The organism is Bradyrhizobium sp. WSM4872, from assembly GCF_055811715.1.
This window is the reverse complement of the sequence record NZ_JBVVPT010000034.1, coordinates 39,030-55,375: the sequence shown is the minus strand read 5'-3', so window position 1 is coordinate 55,375 and position 16,346 is coordinate 39,030. Positions and strand designations below refer to the sequence as shown.

The following is a 16,346-nucleotide window of genomic DNA, read 5'->3' as shown; positions in this document are numbered from 1 at the left end:
AGGCCCGCCGCACGGTCTAAAAAGCGGGACCGATTTTCAGGGAGACTGACGATGGCGATCCAAACTGGCGACAAGCTGCCCGAGGCGAAATTCCGCGTGATGACGGCGGAAGGCCCGCAGGTGAAGACCACCGACGATATCTTCAAGGGCAAGAAAGTGGCGCTGTTCGCGGTGCCCGGCGCCTATACCGGCACCTGCCACAAGATGCATCTGCCGAGCATCTTCCTCAACGCCTACGCCATGAAGGACAAGGGCGTCGACACCATCGCCATCGTCTCCGTCAACGACGCCTTCGTCATGAACGCGTGGAAGCGCGACACCGACCAGCGCGACGAGGCCATCTTCCTCGCCGACGGCAATGCCGACTTCGCCAAGGCGATCGGCATGGAGCTCGACGCCTCCGGCAACGGTCTCGGCATCCGCTCCAAGCGCTATTCGATGCTGGTCGAGGACGGCGTGGTCAAGAAGCTGAACCTCGAGGCGATGCCGGGCAAGGTCGAAGTGTCCGGCGGCGATACGCTGCTGGGACAGCTGTAAGCGGCGACCGCTTTCAGCCACAAACGACACTGTCATGCCCCGCGAAAGCGGGGCATCCAGTATTCCAGAGACAGTTGTTGTTGAATCGAGAGGCCGCTGCTTACTGGATCGCCCGGTCAAGCCGGGCGATGACGGCGGAGCATAAGGAGCGCCGACCGCGCGCTACTCCGCCACCCTCTGCTGCAACCGCGCCTTCACGATCCCGTCGCGCGCGAGCTGATCGGCGCGTTCGTTCTCGGGATGCCCTGCGTGGCCCTTGACCCAGTGCCACCGCACGTCATGAGCCTTCAGTGCAGCATCGAGGCGCTGCCATAGCTCGACATTCTTCACCGGCTTCTTGTCGGCGGTGCGCCAGCCGTTGCGCTTCCAGCCGTGGATCCAGCCGGTGATGCCCTGACGGACATATTGGCTGTCGGTATAGAGATCGACGGTGCACGGCTTCTTCAGCGCTTCCAACGCGGAGATCGCCGCCATCAATTCCATCTGGTTGTTGGTGGTGTGGCGCTCACCACCGTTCAGTTCTTTTTCCTTGTCGCCGAACTTCAGAATCGCGCCCCAGCCGCCGGGTCCCGGATTTCCCGAGCAGGCGCCATCGGTGTAGATCGTGACGTTGGGAAGCTCGCTCACGCCACCAGCCCCGACGGCATCAGCCCGTAGTCGCGCACGCTGGAAACGCTCTGGTGGAAGCGCAGCTTGCGGACATATTCCAGCGGATCCTTCGGCCGAACCAGCGCGCCGGGCGGAACGTTGAGCCAGTCGACCAGCCGCGTCAGCAGGAAGCGCATCGCGGCGCCGCGCGCGAGCAGCGGCAGCGCGGCCTCTTCCGCCTCGGACAGCTTTCTCACGCGGCCATAGGCATTGAGGAAGGCCCGTGCCTTGGTGACGTTGAAGGAATGATCCGGCTCGAAGCACCAAGCGTTGAGGCAGATCGCGACATCATAAGCCAGCATATCATTGCAGGCGAAAGTGAAATCGATGATCCCCGACAGCTTGTCGCCGAGGAAGAAGACGTTGTCGTTGAACAGGTCGGCGTGGATCACGCCTTCGGGCAGCTGCGTCGGCCAGACCCCGCTCTCGAGGTAGTCGAGCTCGTGGCTAAGGAACGCGCGCAGGCCGGGCTGCACCTCGTCGGCCCGGTGTGACGCCGCATCGAACAGCGGCCGCCAGCCGGGGACCGACAGCGCGTTCGCACGCCTGATCGCGAAATTCGCACCGGCCAGATGCAACCTGGCGAGCCCCTCGCCGACGCCGGCGCAATGGGCCGCGTTCGGCTTGCGCGGCCAGACGCCTTCGAGAAAGGTGATGATCGCGGCCGGCCGGCCCGACAGCTCGCGCAGCGCCTCGCCGTCCGTTCCCTTCACGGGCAGCGGGCAGCTGACGCCGTGCTCGGCCAGATGCGTCATCAGCGCGAGGAAGAACGGCAGATCGTTCTTCGCCACGCGCTTCTCATAAAGCGTGAGGATGAACGATCCCTTGGTCGTATGGAGCAGGAAGTTGGAATTTTCGACACCCTCGGCGATGCCCTTGTAGGAGAGCAACTCGCCGAGATCGTATTGATTGAGGAAGTCCGCAAGCTCGTCGGCGGCAACGTCGGTGTAGACCGCCATGAAGGTCTACTCGGCGGCGGCTTCGGGGCGCACCTGGCGCGGCAGCGGGAAGAATTCGTTCTCTTCCGCGGCCGAGACCGTCTCCACATGCAGAGTGAAGCGCTCGGCGAACGCGTCCATGATCTCCTCGACGATCACTTCCGGGGCCGAGGCGCCCGCGGTGATGCCCAGGGTGGTGATGTTCTCGAACCGCTTCCAGTCGATTTCGGTGGCGCGCTGCGCCAGCACGGCGATCGGGCAGCCCTCGCGTTCGGCGACTTCGCGCAGACGCTGCGAATTCGACGAGTTCGGCGCACCGACCACGATCAGGGCGTCGACCACCGGCGCCACCTTCTTCACCGCGAGCTGGCGGTTGGTGGTGGCGTAGCAGATATCTTCCTTGTGCGGCCCGTTGATGTTCGGGAAGCGTTCCTTCAGCAGCGCCACGATCTCCGCAGTGTCGTCGATCGACAGCGTGGTCTGGGTCACGAAGGCGAGGTTGTTCGGGTCCTTCGGGGCGATGGTCTTCGCGTCCTCGGCAGTCTCGATCAGGGTCACGGCGCCGGTCGGGAGCTGGCCGAGCGTGCCCACCACCTCCGGATGATGGGAATGGCCGATCAGGAAGATCTCGCGGCCGCGCTTGAAATGGATCGCGGCCTCGCGGTGCACCTTGGTGACCAGGGGGCAGGTCGCATCGAGCGAGAACAAATTGCGGGAGGTGGCGTCGGCCGGAACCGATTTCGGCACGCCGTGGGCCGAGAACACCACCGGCGCGGTGGTGTTCTCCGGGATCTCGGCGAGTTCCTCGACGAAGATCGCGCCCTTTTTCTTCAACCCATCGACGACGTATTTATTGTGCACAATCTCATGGCGAACATAGACGGGGGCGCCGTATTTATCGAGCGCCCGTTCCACGGTGTCGATCGCCCGGACCACCCCGGCGCAGAAGCCACGGGGAGAACAAAGCACGATCTTGAGGTCTGGTTTGGCTGACATTGAGCGATCTCGGGACCGAATCACCTCGCCAAATGGGCGGGCAGCGGTCGATGGATGAATAGGGCTTGGGTACGGTCTTACAGGGACTTCAGAGGGAATTGGGCCCCCTTTCGGGCGCTGTCAAGGCACTATCTATAGCAGAACCATTGCGTGGCTACCCCCTCCGGGCTTATATAGCCCGAATTCCCAGTCATCGCTGATGACCACCGGTTTCGCCTCCAAAGGGGTGGGCGAAGCACAAAGGAGATTTGCCATGAGCAACGCACCTCTGATGCCCAAGGCGACCGCCGTCTGGCTGCTCGACAACACCGCGCTGACCTTCGATCAGGTCGCCGATTTCACCAAAATGCACCCTCTCGAGGTGCGCGCGATCGCCGATGGCGACGCCGCCCAGGGCATCAAGGGCATGGATCCCCTTTCCAATGGCCAGCTGACCCGCGAGGAGATCGAGAAGGGCGAGAACAACCCGGACTACCGGCTCCGCCTCCAGGAGAGCAAGGTGGTGCTGCCGCCGCAGCCCAAGCGCAAGGGCCCGCGTTACACCCCGGTCTCGCGCCGCCACGAACGCCCGAGCGCCATCCTCTGGCTGCTCCGCAACCATCCCGAGCTCAAGGACGCCCAGATCATGCGCCTGGTCGGCACGACCAAGAGCACGATCGCCAGTGTCCGCGATCGCACCCACTGGAACACCTCCCAGCTGACGCCGATTGATCCCGTCACCCTCGGCCTCTGCTCGCAGATCGAGCTCGATTTCGAGGTCGCGCGCGCGGCCAAGGAAAAGCCGATCGACGCGGCCTATGGCGGCGCCACCCTGCTGCCGGCCTCCGAAACCACCAAGAAGGACGAGTACGAACCCGCGGAGAGATCCAGCGACGATCTCAACGTCGATGCCGTGTTCGCCAAGCTGAAGACGCTCGGCGGCAAGAAGCAGGACCAGGAGGAGGAGTAATCCTTCGCTCCCCGTTCATCATCGCATCCGAACGCGGCGGGCCAACCCGCCGCGTTTTTGTTTGTGACTGTCCGCGGTCGCGCGGCAGCGTGCTCCCGCCAAACTTCAGAACTTATACGTCAGACCACCGCCGACCAGCCACGGGTCGATATGCGCGGTGCCGGTAACCGGCAGACCACTGACCGTCGCCGAATAGTCCGGCCGCAACCAGAGCTTCTTGACGTCGACGTTGAGGCCCCAGTGCCGATCGAGCATGTAGTCGAAGCCGAACTGCACCGCGCCACCGAAGGCGTTGCTGACATGCAGGCTCGTGGCAGTGGCGACGATCGCGGCCGGCGTGTTGGCTGCGGCATTGTTGAAGAACACGGTGTAGTTCACGCCGGCGCCTACATATGGTTTGAACGCGCCGAAATTGTCGAAGTGATATTGCAGGGTCAGCGTCGGCGGCAGCAGCGTGGTCTTGCCGATCGGCAGATTTGCGAGCGAACCGGTGCCGCTGATCGAATGCCGGGTCACGCCGAGGATCAGCTCGGCCGCGATGTTCCTGGTGAAGAAATAGCTGATGTCGAGCTCAGGCACGACCTGATCGCTGATCGAGAGGCCCGAATTCGGCGACGACAGCGACGGAGCGCCGGCGACATTGACGGTCGAGCCGCCGGCATCCGGCAACACGCCTAGTACCCGCAAACGTACCATCCAGGGATTGAAGGCTTCTACCGGCGGCGGCGTCTTTTTATAGATCGGCAAATCGGCGGCCTGTGCCGAGGCAAGAGCCCACGCCAGCGCCGCACCTAGCGCCGCGAGCCGCGCCACGTTTCTTATCATACCGTCCATTGCATTCCCCTTCAGCCACATGCGCGCTTCGTTGCGCGACATCAGCGTCAGAGCAGAAAGGCGATGGTGAAGGATTTGATGCCGATCAAATCAGGACAAATGCGATTGCGATTTGGCTGCGGCGTTGCAGATGTGTCGCGGCAGGATAATGCCGCAGCTTACATCATGGCCGGTCCGGATGGTTCAGCATGTATTCGCCGAGGTCGCGCTGGCGGCGGTCGGCGCGGGTGGTCGCAGCGCTGCGCTGGACGTCGCGGTCCTTGCGGCAGGCCACGTATTCCGGGGAGCCAGCCGCATAGCCGCGGCTCTGGCAGACCGCGTCGTCATCATCGCCGCCCATCGCCACCGGCGTCTGGTAGCGCGCGGAGCAGGCGGAGAGAATGAGGCCCGCAAATGCAATCGCTAGAAACGGCTTCGAATTCATGGCAGGCCTTTCATCCTCATGGTGAGGAGCCCGCGCAGCGGGCGTCTCGAACCATGCAGGCCAAGCGGCAACAGCGGGGCCTTTCATCCTTCGAGACGCGCGCCAGGCGCGCTCCTCAGGATGAGGATTGAGCGGAAAAATGCGGCCTATTCAAGCCCCATTGCAAACTTCACACCCGCCCCTTCAGCGCATCGCCGATCTCGTCGAGCACCTTGGGGTCCTCGATCGTCGCCGGCATGGTCCAGGCTTCACCATCTGCGATCTTCTTGATGGTGCCGCGCAAGATCTTTCCGGAGCGCGTCTTGGGCAGGCGGCCGACGGTGATGGCGAGCTTGAACGCGGCAACGGGACCGAGCTTGTCGCGCACCAGCGCAATGATCTCCTTCTCGATCTCGGCGGGAGCCCGCTTCACACCGGCCTTGAGCACCAGGAAGCCGCAGGGGACCTCGCCCTTGATCGCGTCCTTGACACCAAGCACAGCGCATTCGGCGACATCGGGATGCGAAGCCAGGATCTCCTCCATGCCGCCGGTGGAGAGCCGATGGCCGGCGACATTGATGATGTCGTCGGTGCGGCCCATGACGAAGACATAGCCGTCTTCGTCCTTGTAGCCGGCATCCGAAGTTTTGTAGTAGCCGGGGAATTCGGTGAGATAGGCTTCCTTGAAACGTTCGTCCTGATTCCACAATGTCGGCAGGCAGCCCGGCGGCATCGGAAGCTTGATGACAATCGAGCCCATGGTGTTCCGGCCGACCGGCTTTGCCGCTTCGTCGACCACGTCGACCTGGTAACCCGGCATCGGCACCGTCGGCGAGCCATGCTTCACCGGCAGCTGGCCCAAGCCGACCGGATTGCCGGCGATGCACCAGCCGGTCTCGGTCTGCCACCAATGGTCGATGACCGGCACCTTCAACTGCTGCTCCGCCCATTCCACCGTCGGCGGATCGGCGCGCTCGCCGGCCAGGAACAGCGTGCGGAACGTCGAGAGGTCGTACTGCCGGATGAATTTTCCTTCCGGATCTTCTTTCCGGATCGCGCGGAACGCGGTCGGCGCAGTGAAGAAGGCGACCGCCTTGTGCTCGCTGATCACGCGCCAGAACGCGCCTGCATCGGGCGTGCCGACCGGCTTGCCCTCATACATGATCGAGGTCGCGCCGTGCAGCAGCGGGCCGTAGACGATGTAGCTGTGGCCGACCACCCAGCCGATGTCGGAGCCGCACCACCAGATCTCGCCCGGCTTGACGCCATAAAGGTTGAACATGGACCATTTCACCGCGACGAGATGGCCGCCATTATCGCGCACGACCCCCTTGGGAATGCCGGTCGTGCCTGACGTATAGAGGATGTAGAGCGGATCGGTAGCGGCGACGGGCACGCAAGGCGCCTGCTTGCCGTCGTTCATCGCCTTGCGGCGCAGGCCCGCCCAATCATAGTCGCGGCCGGGCGTGAGGGCGCAGACGAACTGCGGACGTTGCAGCACGATGCAGGCCTTCGGCTTTGCGCCCGCAAGCCTGATCGCCTCGTCGAGCAGCGGCTTGTACTGCACGATCCGGCCGGGCTCGATGCCGCAGCTCGCCGACAGGATCAACTTTGGCTGCGCATCGTCGATGCGGGTGGCGAGCTCTTTCGCGGCAAAGCCGCCGAACACCACGGAGTGCACCGCGCCAATGCGCGCGCAGGCGAGCATGGCGACGACGGCCTCCGGTACCATCGGCATATAGAGGATGACGCGATCGCCCTTGGCGACACCAAAATCCTGCATGATGGCGGCGAGCGCCTGCACTTCGGCCAGCAGTTCGGCGTAGGTGAATTTGGTGACGCTATTTGCCAGTGGCGAATCATGGATCAGCGCGATCTGGTCGGCGCGGCCGCGTTCGACGTGGCGGTCGAGCGCGTTGTAGCAGGTGTTGACGACGCCACCACTGAACCAGCGGCCGTAGACGCCCTGCAAGGGATCGAAGATCTTTTTCGGTGGCTCGATCCAGTCGATCTCCTTGGCCGCCTCGGCCCAAAAGCCCTCAGGGTCGGCCAGCGAGCGCGCATAAACCTCGTGATAGAGGCTCTTTCCGTCGATGTTTCCTTGGACGTTTCCTCGGACGTTCATTCCTGCGCTCCCGTTCCCTTTATTCGCCCGGCCCTGACCTTGTGGCAGGACAAACGTCCCGCCATGACAGGGATCAAGGACCAGCCTTGTTTGAGGGTTATTTTCCCGGGAACGGGCCGCGGTTCAAGCTGAAAAGAACAATGCTCAGCTATCCATCGCGTTCAGCCGCTGCAGGCGGTCCTGCATGACCTTCCTCAGATCATAGCCGGGGCGGCCGAAGCTCGTATTGCGGGTGGCGAGGAAGTCGCGCTGGGTGCGACGGAGGTCGCCGGCCGAGCGGGACCCGGCCGATTTCAGCACGCGCTCGTAGGTCTCGGCGATCTGACGATCGAGCACACCCAGCTGCGGATCGGCACAAATCACCTTCTCGACCTCGCGCTTCGCAGTGGCACAATCGAACGACGGGCCATTGCCGGAATTCGCAGCGAGCGGCCGCAGCGGCTCGCCGCCGAATTTCGCAATCTCCGCGATCATAGCGCGGCGGCCGGCGGCGGCGTTGTCATTGCCGGGATCGAGCCGCAGCGCGGTCTCGTAGTCGGCCAGCGCCTTCTTGCGCTCGCCCATCTTCTTGTAGAGCACGGCGCGGTTATTGTAGGTCTGCGCGAAATTCGGATCGAGTTTCAGTGCGGCCTCGTAATCGCTCAGCGCCGCGCCAAGCTCGCCCTTGAGGTGGTAGGAATCGCCGCGGTTGGTGAAGAAGTTCGGCCGCGGTGCCAGCCGGAGTGCCTGATCGTAATCGGCAATCGCCTTGTCGTACTCGCCCATCGCGGCCAGCGACAGCCCGCGATTGTCGTAATATTCAGGCACCTTCGGATCGAGCCTGATCGCCTCGCCGTCGTCGGCAACCGATTTGTCGAGTTGGCCAAGCTTCTTGTAGGCGGCGCCGCGATTGGTGTAGCTGCGCGGCCGGTTCGGATCGAGCCGCAACGCCTCGCTGAGATCGCGGATCGCCTTCTCGTTGTCGCCGCCGAGATAATAGGTCACGCCGCGGTCTGACCAGGCCTGTGCATTGTCAGGCTTCAGCTTGATCGCCTGGTCGTAATCGGCAAGCGCGCGATCGAGCCGGCGCTGGTTGGTGTAGACGACGCCGCGCAGCTCATAGGATTCCGAATCCTGCGGATCGAGCTCGATGGCCTTGCTGAGGTCCGCAGCGGCGCGGTTGAGATCGCCGCCGGCCTCCCGGAGGAGATCGCCCCGCAGGCGCCAGGCTTTTGCGTTCTTGTCATCGAGCGCAATGGCGCGATCGATATCTCGCAGCGCCTGCGTGAGGCCGCCCGAAGTCCGCGCATTGGCGTCGGCGCGCACCAGCAATGCCGCGGCGCGATCGGAGGATGGATTTGAGGCCTGGTCAATGGTGGCGCTGCAGGCCGGGATCAGCTCAGCCGGTGCGGCCTTGCTGCCCATCACGCAATCGACGCCGGCCGAAGCAGGGGCGACGAGGACGACGCTCATTGCCGCGCTGAGCAGGAGCGAGCGAAGCGAGATTTTTGCAAACAAGAGCATTTGCGCGGAAGGATGCGTGCCGCACATGGCATAGGGCTCCGGGACGAGGACTTTCTCCATTGTCGCGGCGGGGAGGCGATGGGTTCAAATTGAGCCAGTCAGGGCGCAAGCCCGGCCATGACGCTGCCGAGGCCTTAAAGCCTCAATACCCGTCCACCCCGTTCAGCCGCTGCAGCCGCTCCTGCATCGCCTTCTTCAGATCGTAGCCGGGCCGGCCGAACCCGGCGTTGCGGCGGGCGATGAAATCGTCCTGCTCGCGCTGCAGCGCCTTCGCTTCGCCTGCATTGCGGACTTCACGCAGCGCGCGGGCATGGGACGCAAAAATCTCACGGTCGAGGTCGGCGAGCTCGCGGTTGGCACAGATCGCCTTCTCGACGGGGCGGCGCGCACTCTTGCAAATGAAGCTGGGCTTGCCCGCGACCGCCATCTGCGCGCCGATCCGCTCGATTTCGCGCGCCATCGCCTTGTGATTGGCCTTGGCCTTCTCGTGGTTCGGATCGATCTTCAATGCCGCGCCGAAATCCTGCACCGCCTTGGGCTTGTCACCCTTCCTCAGCCAGAGCTCGCCCCGCGCGTTGAAGATATCCGCGAGACCGGAATCGAGCTCCAGGGCGCGGCTGTCGTCGGCGATCGCACGATCGACCTGATCGCGCCGGGCAAAAAGCGCGCCACGCGCGATCAGCGCCTTGATCAGGTCAGCCTTCGCCGTCTTCTCGTTGTCGATCACGGCGGAGCAGGCCGGGGCGGCCTTGTCGATGTCGTCGGCTGCGGCAGCCGCGAGGCACGGCGCGATGTCGACCTGCGGGACCGCGGCCGGTTCGCCGCCGGTCGCGGCATGAGCCACGACGAACGAGAGCGCGATGATCACCGCGGCGCCGGACCATTGAATGAGAAAACGCATGCTCGTCACAGTCGGCAAATCTTGGGTTTCAATCTTGAGTTAAGGTCCGGGTTGAGGTCTTGCCTTGCGGCCGCACTATCCATCATACGGCCGGATTGGTGCTAGCTTGCGGCGCCGCTCAAATCGGTTTCGGGGATCAACGTGTCGACATTCGAATGGATCATCGTGCTTCTGCTCGGCGCCGTTGGATTATCGGCGCTGGCGCGGCGGATCAAGGTCCCCTATCCGACCTTTCTCGCGATCGGGGGCGCGCTGATCGCCTTTGTGCCCTCGAGCCCGTCCTGGACGCTGGAGCCCGACCTGGCACTGGCTCTTTTTGTCGCACCGGTCCTGCTCGATGCCGCATTCGACACCTCGCTGCGCGATCTCCGCAACAATTGGGTTCCGGTCTCCACTCTGGTGGTCGCCGCCGTCGGCCTGACCACGGCCGCTGTGGCCTACGCAGCGCACCGGCTGATGCCTGACATGCCCTGGGCCGCCGCGGTTGCGCTCGGCGCCATCGTGGCCCCGCCCGACGCGGCCGCTGCGGTCGCGATCCTGAGCCAGGTGAAACTGCCCTACCGCATGGTCAAGGTCCTGGAAGGCGAGAGCCTGCTCAACGATGCGACCGCGCTTTTGATCTATCGCATCGCCGTTGGTGCGGTCGCCACGGAACATCTGACATGGAATCAGGTCGCGCCGACCATGGCGCTGGCGCTGGTCGGCAGCGTCGTCGCGGGGCTGGTCGCTGGCCGCATCATCCCGCTGTTCATGGAACGCGTGAAGGAAGCGCCGAGCGCGATCATCGTGCAGTTCGCCACCACCTTCATGGTCTGGATTGCCGCCGAACATCTCGGCCTCTCCGGCATCCTCACCATCGTGGTCTACGCCATCACCATCGCGCGCACGGCGGGGGCACGCATGCCTGCGCGGCTGCGTGTACCTTCCTATGCGGTGTGGGAGACCATGGTGTTCGTGCTCAACGTGCTCGCCTTCATGCTGATCGGCATGCAGATGCGGCCGATCTGGACACGGCTGAACGCGGACGTGCGCTGGGAATATTGCATGGCCGCGGCCTGGATCCTGCTCACCGTGGTCCTGGTCCGGCTGGCCTGGATCACGTTCTACCGGACGACGCTGCGCACGCTGGTGGCGCACGGGATCTATCACCCCAAGGACCCGAAGCAGGTCGCCTCGGCCAAGGGCGGCCTCATCATCTCCTGGTGTGGCATGCGCGGCCTCGTCACGCTCGCCACCGCCTTTGCCTTGCCGGAAAACTTTCCGCATCGTGACTTCATCGTCTTCTCGGCGTTCGCGGTCGTGCTCGGCACGCTAATCGTGCAGGGCCTGACGCTGCGGCCGCTGATCCTGGCGTTCGGCCTCAAGGACGACGATCCCGTCGGCATCGAGGTCGCGCGCGCCCGCGCCGTCGCCTATCGCGCGGCGCTCGATGCGATCGAGGACGATCCGTCGGAGGAAGCGGAAATCCTGCGGCTCGAATATCGCGCCATCCTGATGCAGGCCGACGACGATCCCCATGGCGGCATCACCAACGGCGAATTGCCGGCCGATCCGCTGCGCCGCCGCGCCATTGAGGCCGCGCGCAAGTCGATCTTCGACCTCCGGGCAACCGAGGTGATCGGCGACGATGCGTTCCATCGGATCGAGGAAGAGCTCGATCGCGCAGAATTGAGCGCAGGGGGTTAAATCCGCCATCCCCGACTGGCGCACCGAAGGCCGCGTGCACCCGGTCTACATCACCGGCACGCTCGCGATGCTGGCGGCGAAGGTGCTGAACTGGCCGATCAGCAAAACGGCAGCATGGCATTCGTTCGCCGGCGGGATTCTGGCGCTGGCGCAGTAATGTCGTCCTGGCGAAAGCCAGGACCCATCACCCCGAATGCGAATTGTTGACAGAGGCTGGAGCCGGCAGCCTTCGCCAAACCGAGCCTTGTGGTAATGGGCCCTGGCTTTCGCCAGGGCGACGAGCAAGGAGCTACGCCCCCGCCTTGCACGTGATCCCGCCGTCCACCACGAGCTCGATCCCCGTCACATATTTCGCTTCGTCCGAGGCCAGGAACAGCGCGGCGTTGGCGACGTCGAAGGCGTCGCCCATGTGGCCCATCGGCACTTGCGCATCGCGCGCGCGCCACATCGCTTCGACGTCGCCCTTGGCGTAACTGGCGGCGAGACCGGCGGAATGCTCCACCATCGGCGTCTTCATCAGACCGGGCAGGATCGCGTTGACGCGGACATGGTGGCGCGCGAATTCGATCGCAGTGGTGCGCGTCATCTGGTTCATCGCCGCCTTGGAGGTGCCGTAGGTGACGTAGGAGATGCCCATGTGGCGGATCGAGGCGATCGACGAGATGTTGATGATGGAGCCGCCGCCCTGCTTCACCATCACGGGGATGACGTGCTTCATGGCGAAATAGGCGCTCTTGAGATTGACGCTGAAGACGCGGTCCCAGCTCTCCTCGGTCACTTCGACAACGCTGCCCATCTCGGCGATGCCGACATTGTTGTCGAGCACGTCGATGCGGCCATAGGCCTTCAGGCACGCCGCGACCATCGCCTCGACCTCGCTCGCGCGAGATACGTCAGCAGTGAAGGCAGTCGCCCGGCCGCCTTCGCCGGTGATGATCTTCGCGGTCTCCTCGGCGGCCGCGCCGTTGCGATCGACGCAAAACACCTGCGCGCCCTCGCGCGCAAAGGTGACCGCCGTGGCCTTTCCGTTGCCCCAACCGGGTCCGATCGAGCCGGCGCCCACCACCATCGCAACCTTGCCCTTGAGCCGATCCATCGCGTTTCTCCCGTGTTTTTCTTGTAGCCTGGATGGAGCGAAGCGTAATCCGGGAACGGCGGCCCCGGACTACGCTTCGCTCCATCCAGGCTACGGATCTTTGCAGACACTCATCTTTGTGACGTTAGCACCAATGGGATGACCGACAATCTCGGACAACGTCCGGCACTTGCCGTCATGGCAGAGCCGCCATTCGCCAGCCGCGCCCGAATTGCCCAGCACGACCTCCGGCATCGGCGCGCGCGCGGGCCTCCATTGAAACCAGCCGTCGACGAGGCGCGCCTCGGGCGGCGGCTCCATGCCGGGGCCGGTGCCCTTCACGCGCGCCTGCACCAGTTCGAGCCCGGCCGGGGTGACGCGCCAGTCTTCCTGCCAGTCGACCTTCGCGATCGAATGCGTCCACACCAGCGTGAACGCGGACAGCGCCAGCGCCTTCACGCCTGAGGCTGTGACGAAGCAGAGGCTCACACCGCCTCGACCGGCGCCGGCGGACGCCGCCGCCACTGCCACAGCACGATCGCCGCGGCAAGCAGGAAGCCTGCGGTGTCGCTGAACGGAAAATCGCCGAGCAGGCAGACCGCGGCACCGAGCGCGACCAAACGTTCGAGGAACGTCAGGCGCGTGAACAGGAATCCGATCGCGACCATGCCGAACAGGGCGATCGCCACCAGCGCCTTCAAGGCCGCCAGCGCCACCGCGCCGTAGAAGCCGAGCTTGGCGGCCATGGGGTCGCCGGCCTGCAGCATCAGCGCCGGCGAATAGACGAAAATGAAGGGGATGACGTAGCCGGCGAGCGCGATGCGCATCGCCTCCCAGCCGATCTTGTCAGGATTCTCCTTCGCAATCGGTGCCGCGGCTAACGCCGCCAGTGCGACCGGCGGCGAGAGGTCGGCCATGATGCCGTAGTAGAACGCGAACATATGGCTCGCGATCAGGGGCACGCCGAGTTTCGCCAGCGCGGGCGCCGCGAGCGCGGCCGTGATGATGTAGGTCGGGATGGTCGGGATGCCGGTGCCGAGCAGGATCGACAGCAGCATGGTCATGATCAGCGCCAGGAACAGGCTCTTCTCGCCGAGGCCGATCACCCAGCCGCCGAAGATGGTGCCGACGCCGGTCTGCGACATCATGCCGATGATGACGCCAACGATAGCGCAGGCCATGCCGACGGTGATGGCGGATTTCGCGCTTTCGGCCAGCGCATCGCGGCAGGCGCGCAGGGCGGAAAATCCGCCGCGCACGAACGCAGTGATCACGATCAACGCGACGACGACACAGGCGACTGGCACGATCTGAAGGCCGTCGCGCGAGAGCGCAGCGACGACGAGCGCGAGCCCGATCCAGAAGACATAGCGGACGGCAATCGAAGACGCGCCCGTCGTGATAGCGGTGCCGAGGATCAACCCCACTGTGAGCGCGAGGCCCATGCTGCCGGCATAGAGCGGCGTAAAGCCTTCGAACAGCATGTAGACGAGGGCCGCGAGCGGCAGCACCAGGTACCAACCCTTCACCAGCGCCTTCCAGGCGCTCGGGGTCTCCGACTTCTTCATGCCCGTGAGGCCGTGCTTGCCGGCCTCCAGATGCACCATCCAGAAGGCGGAGGCGAAATAGAGCATCGCGGGAATCGCGGCCGCTTTCACGATCTCCGAATATTGGACGCCGAGCGTCTCCGCCATGATGAAGGCGACCGCGCCCATCACCGGCGGCATGATCTGCCCGCCCATCGAGGCTGTGGCCTCGACGCCGGCCGCGAACGCGCGGCGATAGCCGAACCTGATCATCAGCGGAATCGTGAACTGGCCGACGGTGACGACGTTGGCGACGCCGGAGCCCGAGATCGTGCCCATCATGCCCGAGGCGAACACCGCGACCTTGGCGGGGCCGCCGCGGGTCCTGCCGAACAATCCAAGAGAAACGTCGGTGAAGAGCTGGATCATGCCGGCGCGCTCCAGGAACGAGCCGAACAGGATGAACAGGAAGATATAGGTCGCCGAGACGTAGATCGGCACGCCGTAAAAGCCTTCGGTGCCGAAGGAGAGATGCGTAATGATCTGGTCGAAATCGTAACCGCGATGGTTGAGCGGCGATGGCAGATACTGCCCGAAGAACCAGTAGACGAGACAGGCGCCGCACATCAGCGGGAGCGCCGCGCCCATCAGCCGCCGCGTGCCCTCGAAGATCAGGACGGCAAGCAGCGTGCCGACCACGAGATCGAGGCGCGTCGGATCGCCGTCACGTGCGATCAGATCCGCATAGAAGATCCATTGATAGAGCCCGCACAGAAAGCCGGCGCCGCCGATCAGCCAGCCGATCGCGCGGCCGAAATCGCTTTTGGCGGTGAAATTGCCGATCAGACCGAAAGTAAGGAGAATGAGGAAGCCGACATGGACGCCGCGCACCACCTGGCTCGGCAGATAGTTGAAGGCCGCCACATAAAGCTGGAAGGTCGCGAAGGCGATGCCGATCCAGTACGCGAGCGTGCCCCACCAGCCCGGGCCAAAGCCTTCCGGGAAACCGTGCTCGAAATTGTCGAACTCGACCTTGATGGGCGCTTCGCTGCCTTCTGCCTGCAACATCGATATGACCCCAACCGTCCAGCGCTTATAACATTGCACGACGCCTCCAGACCGTCATGCCCGGGCTTGTCCCGGCATCCACGGACTTTCTCGCCTGCTCCTGGAACGTGGATGGCCGGGACAAGCCCGGCCATGACGCCCGATAACGAGAACTGATTACTTGATCAGCCCTTTTTCCTTGTAATAGCGGATCGCGCCGGGGTGCAGCGGAACCGGGCTGCCGCTGGCGGCCGTCTCGAGCTTGATCTCCTTGCCGGCCGCATGCGCGTTGGCGAGCTCGGGCAGCGACTCGTAGACCAGTTTTGTCATCTGGTAGGCGAGATCGTCCGAGACCGCCGAGCTGGTGACGAGGTAGTTGACCACGGCCGCGGTCGGCACGTCCTTGTCCTGCCCGGTATAGGTGTTGGCGGGAATGGTCGCCGCGATGAAGGGCAGGCCGATCTTGTCGACGGTCTCCTTCGGCACCGATACCACCGTGATCGGGCTTGAGGTCGACAGATCCTTCAGCGAGGCCACGCCGAGGCCGGCCGATTGCAGCGTCGCGCCGAGCTGGCGGTTCTTCATGAGATCGACGGATTCGGCAAACGGCAGATACTCGACCTTGCCGAGATCCTTGTAGCTCATGCCGGCCGCCGCCAGGATCGCGCGCGAATTGAGCTCCGTGCCCGATTTCGGCGCGCCGACCGACAGGCTCTTGCCCTTGAGGTCCGCCAGCGTCTTGATGCCGCTCTCGGCGGTCGCCACGATCTGGATGTAGTTCGGATAGATCGCGCCGATGGTCCTGAGCTTGTCGAGCTTGGACTTGAAGCCCGCCTCCTCTTCGCCGTCCCAGGCCGCTTTCAGCGAGTCGCCCAGCGTGAACGCCAGCTCGCCGCGCCCTTGTTGGAGCAGGATCAGATTCTCGACCGACGCCTTGGTGGCCTGCACCTGCGTCTTCACGTTCGGAATCTTGTCACCGTAGATCTTCCCGATCGCGACCCCGAGCGGATAGTAGACGCCGGAGGTGCCGCCGGTCAGCACGTTGATGAAGGATTGCGCCTGCGCGCAAGGTGCCGACGCCGCCAGAGCAAGAGCCGCGGTCACGCCGAAAATCGTCCGTTTCATGATCTTTCCACTCCCCAAACCGGCCGGGAAGTTGGCCGGATGAGGGGTGCGGG

The 16,346-nt window shown here is 64.3% G+C and carries 16 protein-coding genes; 4 read left to right on the top strand and 12 right to left on the bottom strand.

Features of this window, described 5'->3' with window-relative positions; genetic code table 11:
- The first annotated feature begins 51 nt into the window (after positions 1–51).
- Positions 52–537 carry a peroxiredoxin gene (locus AC0L3C_RS31300; RefSeq protein ID WP_007597501.1) on the top strand — a complete coding sequence of 162 codons (486 nt, stop codon included), beginning with the start codon at positions 52–54 and terminating at the stop codon, positions 535–537.
- A gap of 162 nt (positions 538–699) precedes the next feature.
- Here the strand turns inward: AC0L3C_RS31300 and rnhA are convergent, their stop codons facing one another.
- Genes rnhA through ispH form a run of 3 tightly spaced genes read right to left on the bottom strand, consistent with a single transcriptional unit; the run spans position 700 to position 3,119 of the window.
- Positions 700–1,164, bottom strand: coding sequence for a ribonuclease HI (gene rnhA, locus AC0L3C_RS31295; RefSeq protein ID WP_270165637.1), 465 nt, complete (start codon positions 1,162–1,164; stop codon positions 700–702).
- Positions 1,161–2,144, bottom strand: coding sequence for a homoserine kinase (locus tag AC0L3C_RS31290; protein WP_473409876.1), 984 nt, complete (start codon positions 2,142–2,144; stop codon positions 1,161–1,163). Before AC0L3C_RS31290 ends, rnhA begins: the two co-directional genes overlap by 4 nt.
- A 6-nt stretch (positions 2,145–2,150) precedes the next feature.
- Positions 2,151–3,119 (bottom strand): 4-hydroxy-3-methylbut-2-enyl diphosphate reductase, encoded by a 969-nt coding sequence (gene ispH, locus AC0L3C_RS31285; RefSeq protein WP_473409875.1) that lies wholly within the window; start codon positions 3,117–3,119, stop codon positions 2,151–2,153.
- Between the two features lie 253 nt (positions 3,120–3,372).
- On the opposite strand from ispH, the gene AC0L3C_RS31280 reads away from it, so the two are divergent.
- Positions 3,373–4,068, top strand: a complete 696-nt coding sequence (locus AC0L3C_RS31280) for a DUF1013 domain-containing protein (RefSeq protein WP_007597507.1) — start codon at positions 3,373–3,375, stop codon at positions 4,066–4,068.
- A gap of 105 nt (positions 4,069–4,173) precedes the next feature.
- Here AC0L3C_RS31280 and AC0L3C_RS31275 read toward each other — a convergent pair whose 3' ends face one another.
- The 5 genes from AC0L3C_RS31275 to AC0L3C_RS31255 form a co-directional block, all read right to left on the bottom strand.
- Positions 4,174–4,902, bottom strand: coding sequence for an OmpW/AlkL family protein (locus AC0L3C_RS31275; RefSeq protein ID WP_473409874.1), 729 nt, complete (start codon positions 4,900–4,902; stop codon positions 4,174–4,176).
- Between the two features lie 163 nt (positions 4,903–5,065).
- Entirely contained in the window at positions 5,066–5,326 is a 261-nt protein-coding gene (locus tag AC0L3C_RS31270; RefSeq protein WP_007597509.1) for a hypothetical protein, read from the bottom strand.
- 169 nt (positions 5,327–5,495) lie between these two features.
- Positions 5,496–7,430 carry a propionyl-CoA synthetase gene (locus AC0L3C_RS31265; RefSeq protein ID WP_473409873.1) on the bottom strand — a complete coding sequence of 645 codons (1,935 nt, stop codon included), beginning with the start codon at positions 7,428–7,430 and terminating at the stop codon, positions 5,496–5,498.
- Between the two features lie 144 nt (positions 7,431–7,574).
- Positions 7,575–8,960 carry a tetratricopeptide repeat protein gene (locus AC0L3C_RS31260; RefSeq protein WP_473409886.1) on the bottom strand — a complete coding sequence of 462 codons (1,386 nt, stop codon included), beginning with the start codon at positions 8,958–8,960 and terminating at the stop codon, positions 7,575–7,577.
- Between the two features lie 115 nt (positions 8,961–9,075).
- Positions 9,076–9,834, bottom strand: a complete 759-nt coding sequence (locus tag AC0L3C_RS31255) for a tetratricopeptide repeat protein (RefSeq protein WP_473409872.1) — start codon at positions 9,832–9,834, stop codon at positions 9,076–9,078.
- Between the two features lie 141 nt (positions 9,835–9,975).
- Here AC0L3C_RS31255 and AC0L3C_RS31250 point away from each other — a divergent pair, with 141 nt between their 5' ends.
- The gene (locus tag AC0L3C_RS31250) at positions 9,976–11,520 is read left to right on the top strand and encodes a cation:proton antiporter (RefSeq protein WP_473409871.1); all 1,545 of its coding nucleotides are present in this window, start codon (positions 9,976–9,978) and stop codon (positions 11,518–11,520) included.
- Between the two features lie 34 nt (positions 11,521–11,554).
- Positions 11,555–11,677: a hypothetical protein gene (locus AC0L3C_RS31245; protein WP_473278712.1), complete on the top strand. Its 123-nt coding sequence runs from the start codon at positions 11,555–11,557 to the stop codon at positions 11,675–11,677.
- A gap of 132 nt (positions 11,678–11,809) precedes the next feature.
- Here the strand turns inward: AC0L3C_RS31245 and AC0L3C_RS31240 are convergent, their stop codons facing one another.
- The 4 genes from AC0L3C_RS31240 to AC0L3C_RS31225 all read right to left on the bottom strand — a co-directional run bounded on the left by AC0L3C_RS31240 (position 11,810) and on the right by AC0L3C_RS31225 (position 16,293).
- On the bottom strand, positions 11,810–12,616 hold the full coding sequence (locus AC0L3C_RS31240; protein ID WP_473409870.1) for an SDR family NAD(P)-dependent oxidoreductase: 807 nt from the start codon (positions 12,614–12,616) through the stop codon (positions 11,810–11,812).
- Between the two features lie 90 nt (positions 12,617–12,706).
- Positions 12,707–13,120 (bottom strand): DUF1850 domain-containing protein, encoded by a 414-nt coding sequence (locus tag AC0L3C_RS31235; RefSeq protein WP_473266251.1) that lies wholly within the window; start codon positions 13,118–13,120, stop codon positions 12,707–12,709.
- Positions 13,081–15,189, bottom strand: a complete 2,109-nt coding sequence (locus AC0L3C_RS31230; RefSeq protein ID WP_473266239.1) for a TRAP transporter permease — start codon at positions 15,187–15,189, stop codon at positions 13,081–13,083. The genes AC0L3C_RS31235 and AC0L3C_RS31230 overlap by 40 nt, the downstream gene beginning before the upstream one ends.
- Positions 15,190–15,345: 156 nt before the next feature.
- Positions 15,346–16,293 (bottom strand): TAXI family TRAP transporter solute-binding subunit, encoded by a 948-nt coding sequence (locus AC0L3C_RS31225; RefSeq protein WP_473409869.1) that lies wholly within the window; start codon positions 16,291–16,293, stop codon positions 15,346–15,348.
- Positions 16,294–16,346 lie beyond the last annotated feature (53 nt).